This is a genomic window from Virgibacillus sp. FSP13 (assembly GCF_054048505.1).
In genome coordinates, this window is sequence record NZ_JBSVKG010000008.1 from 73,963 (window position 1) to 84,457 (window position 10,495).

Genomic DNA, 10,495 nt, shown 5'->3' on the forward strand with positions numbered 1-10,495 from the left:
TAGCCATGCAATCCATAAAAGACATGAACATCCTAAAAAGTGCAGGTATTGAATATATGGGAGAACGGACTTGTGAAACGTGCGGAAACACAGTACCCATTTACAAGCGAAATGGAGAGGAACACAGCGTTTGTTTGAAGTGCAAGACCAATAACCTATCAAAGCAACAAACAGAAGGATACGAGCCACCTAAACGGCGAGAGATGACAAAGAAAGCTAGATTGATAAGTTATATACCGCCGGAGTTAGAAAACGTCACATTCGAAAGCTATATTCCAAAAACAGAATCACAACAGCAAGCCAAGCAATTAGCACTTGATGTGGTTAACGGAGAATATACATCATTGCTATTCCAAGGTGATCCAGGAACGGGAAAAAGCCATTTATTCCGGTGTGCTGCTAGAGAATTGGCGAAGCAAAAGATTAGCTGGCAAGAAAACGGACAAACATATCAAGTTAGAAAAAATGTTCTCTTTGCCAAAGTACCGGAACTAATGAAACTAATTCAAAGCACATATAACAACCGTTCATCATTGAGCGAGGACATAATCTTAGAAACTATCAATCAAGCGGATGTGTTGATATTGGACGAGATCGCAGGAGAACGTTCAAAAGATTCGGGCGGATTTGAAACATGGAGTGGCGACATTCTTTATCAAATATTGGATCACAGGCAGGGTAAATCGAATCTATACAATCTGAATTATTCAAGTGCAGAAGTGAAGAAAAAATACGGTGAAACACACGGAAAGCGGATTTTAAGTCGTATGTCAGCCGGAGCGAAAATATTAAAAGTAGATGGGCCGGATCATCGAATGAAGGGGTTGGAATGAATGTGGCAAGGAATGAAATCAGTAATGGTATTTGATCCGAAAGATACAGACGAGCAAACAGCAACTAAATTTGCCGACTGGATGCGTGATAATAGCGTAGTTGGCGACAAGGCGGTTCCGAATGCTGAACAGACAAGAGCATATCTAAGGAAGTATGAATCATGAACACATTAACGAATCAAGACCCTTATTTAAGCACAGAAAATTACCGCGACAATGTGATTTTGCTAGAAGAATTAGAATTTGCTATGCCGAAAGAACAATTAAAGCGCATCACAGAACTACACAACAAAGGCGTGCGATTAGAGGACATAGCAGAGCAAGTAAAGCGCAATTACTACGAAGTATTACTTGCGATCATACATCAAGTGAAACACGGATATAAGATGCGCCCGATTGCGTTTAGAAAGAAGGTTAAATCGTGAAATTCGTTATTCCGGGAAGTCTCCCAACAATGAATGAGATTATTGCCGCAAGCAAAAAGCATCACATGGTATACGCCAATATGAAAAAAGATTACACAGCATTGGTGATGATGCGCGCTAACAAACTATCAAAAATCAAAAAAGCAGATTTCGAGATCACTTGGTATTGCAAAAACAAACGCAAAGATAAAGACAATATAATCGCAGGTCAAAAGTTTATTTTTGATGGATTAATTAAAGCAGAAGTCATGGATAATGACGGTTGGGATGAAGTTGGCGACATAATACATCATTTTGAAGTGGACAAGAAAAACCCAAGAATCGAAGTGATCATACATGAACTATGAAACAGCAACGAAAGAACAATTGCTACAAGTGGCGCTAAATGAAGATTGCCCGTTAGAAGATAAATACAAGGCATGTAGGCAATTACAGATTAAATTCACAATCAGCAAATACCGCAAACAAGCAATAAACAATGATTTTGATGCGAGTCTATCAAGTTATTGGCGGTCAGTTTACTACGGGTTATTTAAAAAATGGTAGTGACAGAAGAATCTATCAAAAAAGCCATCGCTGATAAGTTAGGTATAAATGAGCGGAAAGTTGATTGGTACGATGTTCTTGAATTAATGAACGATTATGAGAGGAAAATTAAGGATTAACATTGGAGGTGATCGTATGCCGGATGCATTACAAAAAATCCAACTAAAGATTGAAAACCTAGAAAACAAAGTCAAAGAACTACGTGCAGACAATAAAAAGTGGCGCGATAAGTTCTATGGCGAACAGAAGAAAGTTAAGCGGGTGCAGGAATCAGAAAGACCTGTTAACCCAAGTGAGATTGAAAAGTTAGAAATTGAGAATGGCAGATTACGGATCGAGATTAATCAGTTAAAGCGTGATTGGCGGGCAGAGGATAAGTTGAAGGAGATTGAAAGAATATTAAAGAGGTGAGTAGATATGACCGAAAAACAAGCATACAGCGAGTTGGAGAAGTGCTTGAGGAATAACAAGACTATTACTATTAGCAAACTCAAAAAGCTACTCACAGCGCTTGAAATGGATATAAACGCTATTAAAGGCGCTAGTAATTTACGGATGCAGAATAAAAAACTAAGGAAAAAGATTGCGAGGTTGAAAGGATGACGGATAAGGAACGGTTGGAAAAAGCAATAAAGTGGTTAGGTGAGTTTGATCATGAAGAAGATTGGAACAGCAAAAACCACATAGCATATGCATTGGTTGATGAGTATGTGGAGTTTTTGATCAAGCAGGCAAAACGTGTGGATGATTTAGAAAAGGAAAATGAAAATTTAAACGAGGGCATAAATACGGCAAAAGCAATGTTGTATGACTACAAACAGGCTTTGGAATACGCGCTATATTTTGTACGGTTTTCCAGACATGAACCGGATAAAGCGCTGATATTGGAAAGAAATCTAGTGAAGGTATTGGCAGGTGATAACACATGACAAGCACAAAGGTTAAAGGAGTCATTTACGTTAAGTATGGCTTTGAAACGGAATTATCCATGAGCGATGAAGAACTAATGGATTTACCAGCACCACAACGTCAAAAGATATTGAAAGATCATATTGATTGGGAATTTGTCGAAGGGGAAGTTTACGAATCAGAAATCGATGATGCTTGGGAGGTAGATCCATTGACAGGCAATCCGATTGAAGGTGATAACACATGAAAACAGCAGACGCACTCGAACCATTAAAGCGTGCGTCGATCATTAAACAACTAGCAGAGTTAGGCATCACAGACGTAGATGATCTGACGTATCGAGAGTTGAAGGTGAAATTGGTTGTTGAACAGTATAAAGCTGTGGATGTGGAGAACAGCAATGAGGCGTGGTTTTGAGTAAAAACGCAGATGAGGCGGTGTATAATCGATGGTCGCTAAAGGTCAATTAAGAGGACACGGAATAGAGTTTTTAAATAACGAATGGGTTTATAGTGACACGAAAGAACCTACTGTTATTAATGGTCAATATCAAGAAAGGTCATGTGGGCATTGCGGGAAAGAGTGTACACCGGAAGGTCATGACGGTTGCTTAGGAACACTACCAGGGGTTATGAATGCTTGTTGTGGTCATGGGCAAACCAGAGAATCGTACGTTCAATTCTTGGACGGTTATAGCATTCATGGTGAAGATGGTTTATCGATATTGAATATTTTAAAGAAACATAAATATAGGAGTGATTAAATGATGGAGAAAGTTATGTTAACGAAAGAACAAGCGGAAGCGGTTGATTATTTTAAAAAGACTTTTGTGGAAAATAAAGCAACTTCAATGACGAACAAAACACTAAGGGATGCTTTAAATCATGGGTATGAGATTATGTCAGAGTTTGAAGTTGGTGATTGGTTAACCGTTGAATACGATAACAAGACTGTCGGAACAGTTGTTGAAATTTATGAAGATAAACAGCAAGTTGAATTAGATTGTCGTTATTACACTTATAAAATAAATGAATTACGCCATGCAACCAAAACAGAAATAGCAGAAGAAAAAGAACGTAGATGGTGGGCAAGCCACAACAGGGGAGTTTGGGAGTTACGCGAAGGCGATTTATTGATTGAAGAAGATGGAGATTTATTTTCAATAGCAGAAGATGTGCATCTACCAAAAGAGGATGTAACGATTTTAATAAAAAGTAATTTACCAACTAAAACAGAGACAATTTCATCCGTATATATCAGAAATAAGTGCCGGATCGTTTGCTTCAACGAAAACAGATTGGATGGTGATCAATAATGAAAAACCTAAGAGTAGGCTTAGTTCATAAAAATGGTTTTGATCACACAACTATTCCAGAAAACTTGTTATCTCAATTGATTCAGAAACTAGCGGAGAAAGAAACAGAATTTGTTCACACCACGACAAAGACATATGAAGTACAAGCTATCGTTATAGGAGATATGACAGATAGAGTGCTGATCGGAGGTAGGGATAATTGAACATTATAGTAAATGAACAACCACAACAATTTTATCTAGCGGCGAAAAAATGGGTTATGGTCGTTGGTCACGAGATTAAAGTTGGAAAATACCGATTCTGTGCTATTCCTTTAGGAAAACAAGTAAATGTCACCGAGGTAACATCCGGCGCAAAAGTTTATAACATTCCCGTGAACTTTACCATCGACTTAATGACTGAAACAAAAGAGGGTGCTATAGATTTTTTCTATCAGGTAGGAAAATCAATAGAACGAATTATCGAGAAGCAGGATGATTTCGATGCAATGATTGCTGATATGAAACAAACAGCATTTAATCTTTTGGGTGAGATGCCGGAAATTAAGGATGCGGAGGTTAACCAATGAAAGATTGCTATATAAAAGTAAAATCTGATTGGGTTGAAGCTGAATTTATAGGAGTATATCAATATTCCGATGTCATAGGTGCATCTCCAATGGTTGGTGGTCATCCTGGTGGAGTAATCGCTTATCCTCTAGCGGTAGTTAGGATTGGTGGGAAATTTAAAGAAGTTAAGCTAGCAAACGTGCTGTTCAAGGAGGGATAACTAATGCACATCATACACGAAATCCACAACGTCAATCCGTATCCAGCTGAACATAACGAGGAATTGGTAATGGTTGATGTAACACTGGCGCAGAACGGAGTATTAAGACGATACGAAGTAATTGAATCGTTATCGGCATGGTCGGAAATTGCTAATAGGGGGTATTTTGAGTGGTGAGACCAGCGTACGAAATAAGAACTGATGTATTAAACGACATAAGCCATGAACGGGACAGACAAGATTACAAATGGGGAATGCAGCGCCATGATTACGGAACCTGGCTAAAAATCCTAGTTGAGGAAGTCGGAGAAGTAGCACAGGCTATGCAAGTGGGTATGGTAAGTGAAAAGGTATCAGATGCGGATAATTTATATGATGAATTGGTGCAAGTTGCAGCGGTCGCCACAGCTATCGCAGAACAGGTGAAGGAAAATGATCAGTAAAGTACGAGACAAAGACATTAACAAGCTACTAAAGCTATGCATGGATAAAGAACAACGTGGCTTTGAATGCATTGTGCCGATCCAAAAGAAAACATCAGAACGCAAGCATTTCAAACGTGGTCAGTTTGGCAAGCAAGAATATATTGATACGGATTATGAAACGTATTATGAAGCTGTTTATAAGCAGGTGGAGTAATTATCAGGAAATTAAGAGATGGTTGTTTGACCTAAAATGCGACATAGTGAGGGGATGTAAATGCCTAAAGGTTCAACTAAATACCAGTTATTAAAAGCTGACTTTGACCAAGCGCGCAAAGACTTAAAACAACGTAAAGAAATGATTGAACAACTTAGAAAAGAAAAGGAACAAGCTTATTATGACGGTTATAGACAAGGTAGGTATGATGAACAAATGAATTAGGAACCAATCCACACAATTAAATACAGCCACACACAGAGGATTCACAAACTAACTAGACCAAATACATACACCATGAATAAATCCTCTCATGTGGCTTATAAAAGGAGGACAAGGCACATGGAAATAGATATAAACAAAGCGATTGATCAGTTAGCAGATGGATTAGGGATTGCGGTGGATAAATTATACCCAGTTTTATACAAACAAGCCATGATCGATGCGGCGATGAACATTTTTTGGGCGTTACTTCTTTTGATAGGTATCGCTATGTTTATTGTATTGGTGAGACTAGTGAATAAGAAAAAAGAATGAAGCGGAACAAAAGAACGAATGGACTAATGACTTCGATTGGGATGAGCCAAGACAGATTATACTGATTTTTGTCGGCGCAGTTATCACTGTTATTGGATTAATCGCTATACCAATTTGTTTATGGGATGCAGTCACTGCTTTATTTAACACAGAATACTACATGGTTAATGAAATTTTATTGAAATTGAACGGTAATTAAATTACATCGAAAGGAGAATGACATGAAAGCAATACAAACATTTTTATCTAGCATGGTGCTGTTTATTATACTAGCATTTATCACAATAACGTTGTCAGAGTTAGCTAAGGTTGAATTAGCTTTTATGGGGATGAATGTAGCGTTAGCTGTTACATCGTTTTATATGGCATATGAGGTTGTTAATAAATAGGAGGTATTACATGCAGGCAATAAAACCAACAAAGCTAGCGTTTAAGAAAGCAGAAGCTGAATGGTACAATTATCACAATACATTAAAAGAAATAGCTAGGTTACGTGAAGAAATCATGAATCCGTTTGATGAAGAGCCGGATGATAACGTGGGTGGCGGTAGTAATTCAGTTAGAATGCCAGGTGATCCGACTGAACGAATGGCGACACGACTAACAACCAGCAAACAATTAACTTACTTAGCTAATATCATTGAAGCAATTGAACAGGTGTATAATGCTTTGCCGGATAACTATAAAGAGCTAGTCAGAGTAAAGTATTGGAACCGGAATAACCAATTGACATGGGATGGTATTGCTTTAGAATTAAACGTAAGCAAACGTCAAGCGCAACGGTGGCGTGATGATATTATACAAGCAACTGTGGAGGTGTTAGGGTGGCGGTGAATGGATATATACATTGTTTCAAAGTAAAACCAGTGAAAGATACGGACGATTTACAAACTTTAACACAATTATATGGTGGATATATTAAACTGGATGCGCATTTATACCCGAGTGAGTATTGGTACTACACCAATTATCCAAAGGAAACATTTAACAAATCCGTATTGATCAAAATTATAGATTGACCATGTCACTATGATGTCGTTTTTAACGTTCTAAAATCAGATAATATAGTATCATAGAAACTTTATTCTCCCTTAAGGAAAGGCGCTAACATTTTTGTAGGCGCCTTTTTAAAATGAATATTGCATAAACTTTCCATATCAATCATAATTGATTGTGAGGGGGAGATTGATATGCAAAAGGATTGGAAATTATCGGAGTTCATGGGTGTGCTTTTTATTGTCATTGGTATTATTGGATTTGTCGTTATCATTGCGTCGTTTGACTATGATGCGTACAAAGAGGTGACGGATTATCCATCTCTTTATGAGGATTACGAAGTACAGACGATAAAAGACGAGCACTTCAATAACTGGGTTATTGGAATCGGCACTCTTATTGTTAATTTGGCGATTGGAACCGTACTGATTACATTAGGAAAGATTCACTCTTTGTTAGAGGTTATAGCAAGTAATAAAAGGGGTCTGACTAATGAACATAAAGAAACGTTGCAACAAGGTAGGATGCAATGAACTGATACCAACAGCACAAACATATTGTGACCAACACACCAATCATAATTACAAACAATATGAACAGATAAGAACATCGACTGATGATGGGAAAACATATAAGAGATTCTATGATACAAAGGAATGGAAGTCATTACGTTATCAAGCCATGCTGCGTGATGGCTTTTGTTGTGTCATGTGCGGACGTGAAGCGAGGATAGGAGACCATATCATACCAACTAAGGTTAGATGGGATTTACGTCTTGACATGGATAACATTCAGTCACTTTGCTTTGAGTGCCACAATATTAAAACTGCAAAGGACGAGCAGGAATACAGCGAACAAACTTTCTGAAAAATACCCCCGGCTTAAAATTACCCTTTGGTTTCAAAATTACAGAAGGACGGGGCGCACTCTTCTCTTTGAATTTTGCGATTATGAAAGTCAAAATAGGTTAAAAGGTGGTGAAATGGTATGAGGGGCAAGCCTACACGCGGTTTTTATTCAGAAGATGAACTAAAAAAGCATAAAAAAGGTAAAGATTATGTGGCCAAGAAGTTAGCTGAACAAGAAACGCTTAATGAACATGAACAACTACAGGCAGACCGCATACCTAGCCACCTTTGCTACTACGGTAAGAAAGAATGGAAACGAATTATACCATTGTTGAAGCAATTACCTATCGCGGAATTGGATAGAGAGTTGATTGAAACATATTGCATGCTGCATGGATCCAGAAGGCGATTGGAAAAGGATATTCAAAAGAATGGTGAAACAACAGAATTTTATGATGAGAACGGAAATTTGGAAAGTATCAAGAAAAACCCCTCATACGATTTGCTACTGTCTACTGTAAAGGAATTACGGATGATTGCTAATCAACTAGGAATGACAATGAATAGTAGACTTGATTTGGCTGTTCCGGATGATGATAAAGAAGAAGATGAAATATTGAAGTTGTTAAAGGGGTGACATCTTGATCAAGAAGGAACTCGACGAAATGATTAATGAAATCGGCAAGGTTCTTAAAGAGTACGGAATTGACGAATATCGCACAGAAAAACTACTATCGGATGAACGGGTTTATGGAGTTAGCATTAATTTTACATTCGATAATTAATAAAAGGCACTCGCTGTTGTGGGTGTCTTTTTGTTATGCGGGAAGGGGGTAACATATGTTTAATGATCCGGGTACACAATATGCAAGAAAAGTAGTCAATGGCGAGATTTTAGCAGGAAAGAAAGTCATGAAAGCCTGCAAACGTCACCTAAACGACCTAGAAAATGAAAATCTAAACTATGTTTACCTGCCTGAACGCGCCGAAATAGCTGTTAAATTTATGGAAATATTGCCGGATATATCTACTGGAAAACCTGTCAAACTAGCACAGTTTCAAAAGTTTATTGTTTATTCATTGTTCGGCTGGTATAGGAAAGATAATAATGATCTACGCAGGTTTAACAAAGCACTTATCAGTATGGCTAGAAAAAATGGTAAGTCAGCTTTAATATCTGGTATCGCCATATTCGAATTCCTAGCCGGTAAACACCCAATCCAAAACAGGCAAATATATTGCACAGCACAATCAAGGGAGCAAGCATCCATTGTATTTAATATGGTTGTGCAGCGGTTAGATGGGTTGTTGGCACAATCAGAACAAATACGTAATTCTGTCCGCAAAGTACGGAACGAGATAAATCACAACCCTTCATATAGTGTGTTAAAACCATTGTCGAAGGAAACGGGTGGCATTAATGGCTTAGCTCCCACACTTTCTATATTAGACGAATACGGAGCAAGTAAGGACAACAGCATGATGGAAGTATTGGAATCTGGTTCTATGTTGCAACCTAATATGCTTACATTGATCATTTCCACAGCTTATTTTGATCTAAATAGTCCGATGTATACGCAGGAGTATAAGTATGGCGAAAAAATATTAAACGGCGATACTGAAAATGAAAATTATTTTATCTTAGTGTACGAACAGGATGATGAAGAAGAAATTTACAATGAAGAAAAGTGGATCAAGAGTAATCCGTTGTTGGAAGTTGAAGCAATTAAAGAAACGCTTATTCGTAATTTAAGAAAGCGAGTAAGTGAATCAATTGCTAAAAACGATCTACTTGGCTTAATTGTGAAGAACTTCAACATGTGGAAGCAAGGTGCCGAAAATTCATTCTTACCCGTTAAAGAATGGCAAGCGTGTGAAACTGATCCAATTAATATTTATGGCCGAGATATATTTTTAGGTTTGGATTTATCAAGAATAGACGATATTACAGCATTATATTATGTTATCCCGCTAGAAAACGATAAATTTTATATTGATGGTCATTCATTTATCGCTACTGCCGGTGGATTAGAAGCGAAATCCAGGCGAGATAAGATAGATTATGAAATGCTTATTGAAAGAGGATATGCCACACAAACAAATTTAAAAAGTGGGTTTATCAACATCAATCAAGTTGTAGATTACGCGGCGAGGTTAATCACCGAAAACAATTTAAACGTACAAGCGTTTTGCTATGACAGTTGGCACATAGCGAATTTCTTGGGTGAATGGGAAAAATACTATCCAGACTTAGATATTCCGTTTATTGAAGTGCCACAAAACTATAAATATTTATCGGAGCCAATTAAACAGTTTAGGTTTGGGGTTTATGAAAGAAAAATACTTCACACCAACAATCCGTTATTGAATATAGCGGTAAATAACGCTGTAATGAAATATGATAACAACGCTAATATCATGTTAGATAAGCAAAAGAATAGGGAAAAAATTGACCCGATTGTTGCAACAATAACAGGATTTTCGGAAGCGAGAAATTATGAATATCAAGGTATGGATATTAAACAGATCGAAGCCTATATATTAAGTGATGATTTTGGTTTTTAGGGTGGTGAAAATTGAATATGCAGAAGTTGAATGGACTTATTAAAAAGATAGGTCTTTTTTTATTGTCTTTTTATGTTGGAATCATATTTTTAATTGGTATAGGTGTAATTGTCT

Annotated in this window: 29 protein-coding genes; all 29 read left to right on the top strand. The window is 37.4% G+C overall.

Going from position 1 to position 10,495, the window contains the following annotated elements:
• Nucleotides 1–5: 5 nt before the first annotated feature.
• The 29 genes from ACW2QC_RS09200 to ACW2QC_RS09340 all read left to right on the top strand — a co-directional run bounded on the left by ACW2QC_RS09200 (nt 6) and on the right by ACW2QC_RS09340 (nt 10,381).
• Entirely contained in the window at nt 6–833 is an 828-nt protein-coding gene (locus ACW2QC_RS09200; RefSeq protein WP_457543669.1) for an AAA family ATPase, read from the top strand.
• Nucleotides 834–998 (top strand): hypothetical protein, encoded by a 165-nt coding sequence (locus ACW2QC_RS09205; RefSeq protein ID WP_457543670.1) that lies wholly within the window; start codon nt 834–836, stop codon nt 996–998. It abuts the gene before it with no gap.
• The gene (locus ACW2QC_RS09210; protein ID WP_457543671.1) at nt 995–1,258 is read left to right on the top strand and encodes a hypothetical protein; all 264 of its coding nucleotides are present in this window, start codon (nt 995–997) and stop codon (nt 1,256–1,258) included. The genes ACW2QC_RS09205 and ACW2QC_RS09210 overlap by 4 nt, the downstream gene beginning before the upstream one ends.
• Complete coding sequence (locus tag ACW2QC_RS09215; protein ID WP_457543672.1) at nt 1,255–1,605, top strand: Holliday junction resolvase; 351 nt, start codon at nt 1,255–1,257, stop codon at nt 1,603–1,605. The genes ACW2QC_RS09210 and ACW2QC_RS09215 overlap by 4 nt, the downstream gene beginning before the upstream one ends.
• Nucleotides 1,595–1,804 carry a hypothetical protein gene (locus ACW2QC_RS09220; protein WP_457543673.1) on the top strand — a complete coding sequence of 70 codons (210 nt, stop codon included), beginning with the start codon at nt 1,595–1,597 and terminating at the stop codon, nt 1,802–1,804. Before ACW2QC_RS09215 ends, ACW2QC_RS09220 begins: the two co-directional genes overlap by 11 nt.
• Nucleotides 1,798–1,923, top strand: a complete 126-nt coding sequence (locus ACW2QC_RS09225) for a hypothetical protein (RefSeq protein WP_457543674.1) — start codon at nt 1,798–1,800, stop codon at nt 1,921–1,923. The genes ACW2QC_RS09220 and ACW2QC_RS09225 overlap by 7 nt, the downstream gene beginning before the upstream one ends.
• Nucleotides 1,924–1,939: 16 nt before the next feature.
• Nucleotides 1,940–2,215: a hypothetical protein gene (locus ACW2QC_RS09230; protein ID WP_457543675.1), complete on the top strand. Its 276-nt coding sequence runs from the start codon at nt 1,940–1,942 to the stop codon at nt 2,213–2,215.
• Between the two features lie 6 nt (nt 2,216–2,221).
• On the top strand, nt 2,222–2,407 hold the full coding sequence (locus tag ACW2QC_RS09235; RefSeq protein ID WP_457543676.1) for a hypothetical protein: 186 nt from the start codon (nt 2,222–2,224) through the stop codon (nt 2,405–2,407).
• The gene (locus ACW2QC_RS09240; RefSeq protein ID WP_457543677.1) at nt 2,404–2,733 is read left to right on the top strand and encodes a hypothetical protein; all 330 of its coding nucleotides are present in this window, start codon (nt 2,404–2,406) and stop codon (nt 2,731–2,733) included. Before ACW2QC_RS09235 ends, ACW2QC_RS09240 begins: the two co-directional genes overlap by 4 nt.
• A complete protein-coding gene (locus tag ACW2QC_RS09245) occupies nt 2,730–2,960 on the top strand; it encodes a hypothetical protein (protein ID WP_457543678.1) in 231 nt (76 codons plus the stop codon). The genes ACW2QC_RS09240 and ACW2QC_RS09245 overlap by 4 nt, the downstream gene beginning before the upstream one ends.
• Nucleotides 2,957–3,130 (top strand): hypothetical protein, encoded by a 174-nt coding sequence (locus ACW2QC_RS09250; protein WP_457543679.1) that lies wholly within the window; start codon nt 2,957–2,959, stop codon nt 3,128–3,130. The genes ACW2QC_RS09245 and ACW2QC_RS09250 overlap by 4 nt, the downstream gene beginning before the upstream one ends.
• A gap of 31 nt (nt 3,131–3,161) precedes the next feature.
• Nucleotides 3,162–3,476: a hypothetical protein gene (locus ACW2QC_RS09255; RefSeq protein ID WP_457543680.1), complete on the top strand. Its 315-nt coding sequence runs from the start codon at nt 3,162–3,164 to the stop codon at nt 3,474–3,476.
• Complete coding sequence (locus ACW2QC_RS09260; protein ID WP_457543681.1) at nt 3,477–4,028, top strand: hypothetical protein; 552 nt, start codon at nt 3,477–3,479, stop codon at nt 4,026–4,028. It abuts the gene before it with no gap.
• Nucleotides 4,028–4,231 carry a hypothetical protein gene (locus ACW2QC_RS09265; RefSeq protein WP_457543682.1) on the top strand — a complete coding sequence of 68 codons (204 nt, stop codon included), beginning with the start codon at nt 4,028–4,030 and terminating at the stop codon, nt 4,229–4,231. Before ACW2QC_RS09260 ends, ACW2QC_RS09265 begins: the two co-directional genes overlap by 1 nt.
• Entirely contained in the window at nt 4,228–4,596 is a 369-nt protein-coding gene (locus tag ACW2QC_RS09270) for a hypothetical protein (RefSeq protein ID WP_457543683.1), read from the top strand. Before ACW2QC_RS09265 ends, ACW2QC_RS09270 begins: the two co-directional genes overlap by 4 nt.
• The gene (locus ACW2QC_RS09275) at nt 4,593–4,796 is read left to right on the top strand and encodes a hypothetical protein (RefSeq protein ID WP_457543684.1); all 204 of its coding nucleotides are present in this window, start codon (nt 4,593–4,595) and stop codon (nt 4,794–4,796) included. Before ACW2QC_RS09270 ends, ACW2QC_RS09275 begins: the two co-directional genes overlap by 4 nt.
• Nucleotides 4,797–4,799: 3 nt before the next feature.
• Nucleotides 4,800–4,973: a hypothetical protein gene (locus ACW2QC_RS09280; RefSeq protein WP_457543685.1), complete on the top strand. Its 174-nt coding sequence runs from the start codon at nt 4,800–4,802 to the stop codon at nt 4,971–4,973.
• A complete protein-coding gene (locus tag ACW2QC_RS09285; protein WP_457543686.1) occupies nt 4,967–5,239 on the top strand; it encodes a hypothetical protein in 273 nt (90 codons plus the stop codon). Before ACW2QC_RS09280 ends, ACW2QC_RS09285 begins: the two co-directional genes overlap by 7 nt.
• Nucleotides 5,229–5,435, top strand: a complete 207-nt coding sequence (locus ACW2QC_RS09290; protein ID WP_457543687.1) for a hypothetical protein — start codon at nt 5,229–5,231, stop codon at nt 5,433–5,435. The genes ACW2QC_RS09285 and ACW2QC_RS09290 overlap by 11 nt, the downstream gene beginning before the upstream one ends.
• A 60-nt stretch (nt 5,436–5,495) precedes the next feature.
• Nucleotides 5,496–5,660: a hypothetical protein gene (locus ACW2QC_RS09295; protein WP_457543688.1), complete on the top strand. Its 165-nt coding sequence runs from the start codon at nt 5,496–5,498 to the stop codon at nt 5,658–5,660.
• A gap of 117 nt (nt 5,661–5,777) precedes the next feature.
• The gene (locus tag ACW2QC_RS09300; protein WP_457543689.1) at nt 5,778–5,972 is read left to right on the top strand and encodes a hypothetical protein; all 195 of its coding nucleotides are present in this window, start codon (nt 5,778–5,780) and stop codon (nt 5,970–5,972) included.
• A gap of 221 nt (nt 5,973–6,193) precedes the next feature.
• Complete coding sequence (locus ACW2QC_RS09305; protein ID WP_457543690.1) at nt 6,194–6,361, top strand: hypothetical protein; 168 nt, start codon at nt 6,194–6,196, stop codon at nt 6,359–6,361.
• Between the two features lie 10 nt (nt 6,362–6,371).
• Entirely contained in the window at nt 6,372–6,806 is a 435-nt protein-coding gene (locus tag ACW2QC_RS09310; RefSeq protein WP_457543691.1) for a transcriptional regulator, read from the top strand.
• The gene (locus ACW2QC_RS09315; RefSeq protein ID WP_457543692.1) at nt 6,797–6,991 is read left to right on the top strand and encodes a hypothetical protein; all 195 of its coding nucleotides are present in this window, start codon (nt 6,797–6,799) and stop codon (nt 6,989–6,991) included. Before ACW2QC_RS09310 ends, ACW2QC_RS09315 begins: the two co-directional genes overlap by 10 nt.
• A gap of 171 nt (nt 6,992–7,162) precedes the next feature.
• Nucleotides 7,163–7,501, top strand: coding sequence for a hypothetical protein (locus ACW2QC_RS09320; protein ID WP_457543693.1), 339 nt, complete (start codon nt 7,163–7,165; stop codon nt 7,499–7,501).
• Nucleotides 7,461–7,835, top strand: coding sequence for an HNH endonuclease (locus tag ACW2QC_RS09325; RefSeq protein WP_457543694.1), 375 nt, complete (start codon nt 7,461–7,463; stop codon nt 7,833–7,835). Before ACW2QC_RS09320 ends, ACW2QC_RS09325 begins: the two co-directional genes overlap by 41 nt.
• A gap of 120 nt (nt 7,836–7,955) precedes the next feature.
• The gene (locus ACW2QC_RS09330; protein ID WP_457543695.1) at nt 7,956–8,453 is read left to right on the top strand and encodes a phage terminase small subunit P27 family; all 498 of its coding nucleotides are present in this window, start codon (nt 7,956–7,958) and stop codon (nt 8,451–8,453) included.
• A 4-nt stretch (nt 8,454–8,457) separates the two neighbouring features.
• The gene (locus ACW2QC_RS09335) at nt 8,458–8,601 is read left to right on the top strand and encodes a hypothetical protein (RefSeq protein WP_457543696.1); all 144 of its coding nucleotides are present in this window, start codon (nt 8,458–8,460) and stop codon (nt 8,599–8,601) included.
• Between the two features lie 55 nt (nt 8,602–8,656).
• On the top strand, nt 8,657–10,381 hold the full coding sequence (locus ACW2QC_RS09340) for a terminase large subunit (RefSeq protein WP_457543697.1): 1,725 nt from the start codon (nt 8,657–8,659) through the stop codon (nt 10,379–10,381).
• The last annotated feature ends 114 nt before the right edge of the window (nt 10,382–10,495 follow it).

Excerpts from the sequence above, each read along its gene's own strand:
- ACW2QC_RS09305 (WP_457543690.1), top strand. The coding sequence starts at position 6,194 with ATGAAAGCAATACAAACATTTTTATCTAGCATGGTGCTGTTTATTATA.
- ACW2QC_RS09280 (WP_457543685.1), top strand. The coding sequence starts at position 4,800 with ATGCACATCATACACGAAATCCACAACGTCAATCCGTATCCAGCTGAA.
- ACW2QC_RS09290 (WP_457543687.1), top strand. The coding sequence starts at position 5,229 with ATGATCAGTAAAGTACGAGACAAAGACATTAACAAGCTACTAAAGCTA.
- ACW2QC_RS09340 (WP_457543697.1), top strand. The coding sequence starts at position 8,657 with ATGTTTAATGATCCGGGTACACAATATGCAAGAAAAGTAGTCAATGGC.
- ACW2QC_RS09240 (WP_457543677.1), top strand. The coding sequence starts at position 2,404 with ATGACGGATAAGGAACGGTTGGAAAAAGCAATAAAGTGGTTAGGTGAG.
- ACW2QC_RS09200 (WP_457543669.1), top strand. The coding sequence starts at position 6 with ATGCAATCCATAAAAGACATGAACATCCTAAAAAGTGCAGGTATTGAA.
- ACW2QC_RS09205 (WP_457543670.1), top strand. The coding sequence starts at position 834 with ATGTGGCAAGGAATGAAATCAGTAATGGTATTTGATCCGAAAGATACA.
- ACW2QC_RS09230 (WP_457543675.1), top strand. The coding sequence starts at position 1,940 with ATGCCGGATGCATTACAAAAAATCCAACTAAAGATTGAAAACCTAGAA.
- ACW2QC_RS09295 (WP_457543688.1), top strand. The coding sequence starts at position 5,496 with ATGCCTAAAGGTTCAACTAAATACCAGTTATTAAAAGCTGACTTTGAC.
- ACW2QC_RS09260 (WP_457543681.1), top strand. The coding sequence starts at position 3,477 with ATGATGGAGAAAGTTATGTTAACGAAAGAACAAGCGGAAGCGGTTGAT.
- ACW2QC_RS09275 (WP_457543684.1), top strand. The coding sequence starts at position 4,593 with ATGAAAGATTGCTATATAAAAGTAAAATCTGATTGGGTTGAAGCTGAA.
- ACW2QC_RS09250 (WP_457543679.1), top strand. The coding sequence starts at position 2,957 with ATGAAAACAGCAGACGCACTCGAACCATTAAAGCGTGCGTCGATCATT.
- ACW2QC_RS09325 (WP_457543694.1), top strand. The coding sequence starts at position 7,461 with ATGAACATAAAGAAACGTTGCAACAAGGTAGGATGCAATGAACTGATA.
- ACW2QC_RS09225 (WP_457543674.1), top strand. The coding sequence starts at position 1,798 with ATGGTAGTGACAGAAGAATCTATCAAAAAAGCCATCGCTGATAAGTTA.
- ACW2QC_RS09320 (WP_457543693.1), top strand. The coding sequence starts at position 7,163 with ATGCAAAAGGATTGGAAATTATCGGAGTTCATGGGTGTGCTTTTTATT.
- ACW2QC_RS09245 (WP_457543678.1), top strand. The coding sequence starts at position 2,730 with ATGACAAGCACAAAGGTTAAAGGAGTCATTTACGTTAAGTATGGCTTT.
- ACW2QC_RS09255 (WP_457543680.1), top strand. The coding sequence starts at position 3,162 with ATGGTCGCTAAAGGTCAATTAAGAGGACACGGAATAGAGTTTTTAAAT.
- ACW2QC_RS09265 (WP_457543682.1), top strand. The coding sequence starts at position 4,028 with ATGAAAAACCTAAGAGTAGGCTTAGTTCATAAAAATGGTTTTGATCAC.
- ACW2QC_RS09300 (WP_457543689.1), top strand. The coding sequence starts at position 5,778 with ATGGAAATAGATATAAACAAAGCGATTGATCAGTTAGCAGATGGATTA.
- ACW2QC_RS09220 (WP_457543673.1), top strand. The coding sequence starts at position 1,595 with ATGAACTATGAAACAGCAACGAAAGAACAATTGCTACAAGTGGCGCTA.
- ACW2QC_RS09310 (WP_457543691.1), top strand. The coding sequence starts at position 6,372 with ATGCAGGCAATAAAACCAACAAAGCTAGCGTTTAAGAAAGCAGAAGCT.
- ACW2QC_RS09210 (WP_457543671.1), top strand. The coding sequence starts at position 995 with ATGAACACATTAACGAATCAAGACCCTTATTTAAGCACAGAAAATTAC.
- ACW2QC_RS09330 (WP_457543695.1), top strand. The coding sequence starts at position 7,956 with ATGAGGGGCAAGCCTACACGCGGTTTTTATTCAGAAGATGAACTAAAA.
- ACW2QC_RS09235 (WP_457543676.1), top strand. The coding sequence starts at position 2,222 with ATGACCGAAAAACAAGCATACAGCGAGTTGGAGAAGTGCTTGAGGAAT.